General features: G+C 78.0%; 1 protein-coding gene. It reads right to left on the bottom strand.

Going from position 1 to position 1,132, the window contains the following annotated elements:
• Positions 1-1,132 (bottom strand): ATP-binding protein (locus tag ABD308_RS38765; RefSeq protein WP_344345721.1); only part of this gene is annotated, 1,132 nt, incomplete at both ends.

The raw sequence follows: 1,132 nt of genomic DNA, 5'->3' as shown, positions 1-1,132 counted from the left end.
GCGGGCCCGTCCGGTACCGCGCGCACCGGCGGGACGGCGTGCACCGGCGGCACGCTCGACGGACCCGGCTCCTGCGGGGTGTCCGGCACCGGCGGGACGACCCGGATCGCCGGGGCGCCCTCGCGGCCGCGGCCGGCGGCCGGGACGGGGGCGGGCCCGGCGCGCAGCGGCAGCGGGGTGAGCACCGAGAGCGGCTGCTCCCCGTCCACCACGGTCAGCAGCGCGGCCGGGATCCGCACCAGCGCCCGCATGCCCCCGTACGGGGACGGCTCGACGTGGCAGGAGAAGCCGTACTGCCGGGCCAGCTTGCCGACCACCGCGAAGCCGGTCTTGGGCGGGTTGCCCAGCTCGGTGAGCAGCACCTCGGGCGGGCCGGCCAGCAGCCGGCGGGCCCGGCGCAGCTGGTCCTCCTCCATGCCGATGCCGCTGTCGTCGACGATCACCAGCGCGCCCCGGCCGCCCTGCTGCACGGTGACCGGGACGTCCGTCTCCGGGTGCGAGTACGCGGTGGCGTTGGCGAGCAGTTCGGCGACGGCGATGGCCACCGGCTCGGCGGCGCGGGCGACCACCGCGAGCCGGTCCTCGCGCAGGTGGTTGGCGACCTTGACGCGGGCGTAGCCGGGCACCCGGGAGAGCGCGCCGACCACCACCTCGGCGAGCGGCGAGTCGGTGCGGGCCAGGCCCGGCCAGGCCTCGCAGAGCACGGCGACGGTCTGGATCCGGCGCAGCGCGACCTCGTTGCGGAAGTCGACCTCCAGCAGCCGGGGGTCGTCGTTGTCGTGCTGGAGCTGCTGGACCAGGCTCTGGATCTGGTAGAGCAGGGTCTGGATCTTGGACGTGGCGCCGCGCATCGCGGAGCGGGCGGCGGCGTCGACCCGCTCCCGCTCGTCGGTGACGGCGGCCGCGGCGGCGTCCAGGACGGCCTGCAGGGCCTGGACGGCGTCCGGGCCGACGGCGGCGGCGTCCAGTGGTCCGGCGATCGGCACGTGGGGGTGGCTCAGCCGCAGGGCGGCGGTGGCGACGCGCTCGGTGGCGAGGTGGCCGACCTCGGCGAGCAGGGCGGCGGTGCGGCGCTCGTGGTCGTCCGCGCGCTGCCCGGCGTCGGTGGCGCTCAGCGCCGCCTCGGCGGCCG

The sequence above is a fragment of the Kitasatospora putterlickiae genome, from assembly GCF_039527695.1.
GTDB classification, from domain to species: Bacteria; Actinomycetota; Actinomycetes; order Streptomycetales; family Streptomycetaceae; genus Kitasatospora; species Kitasatospora putterlickiae.
This window is presented reverse-complemented; position numbering and strand designations above follow the sequence as displayed.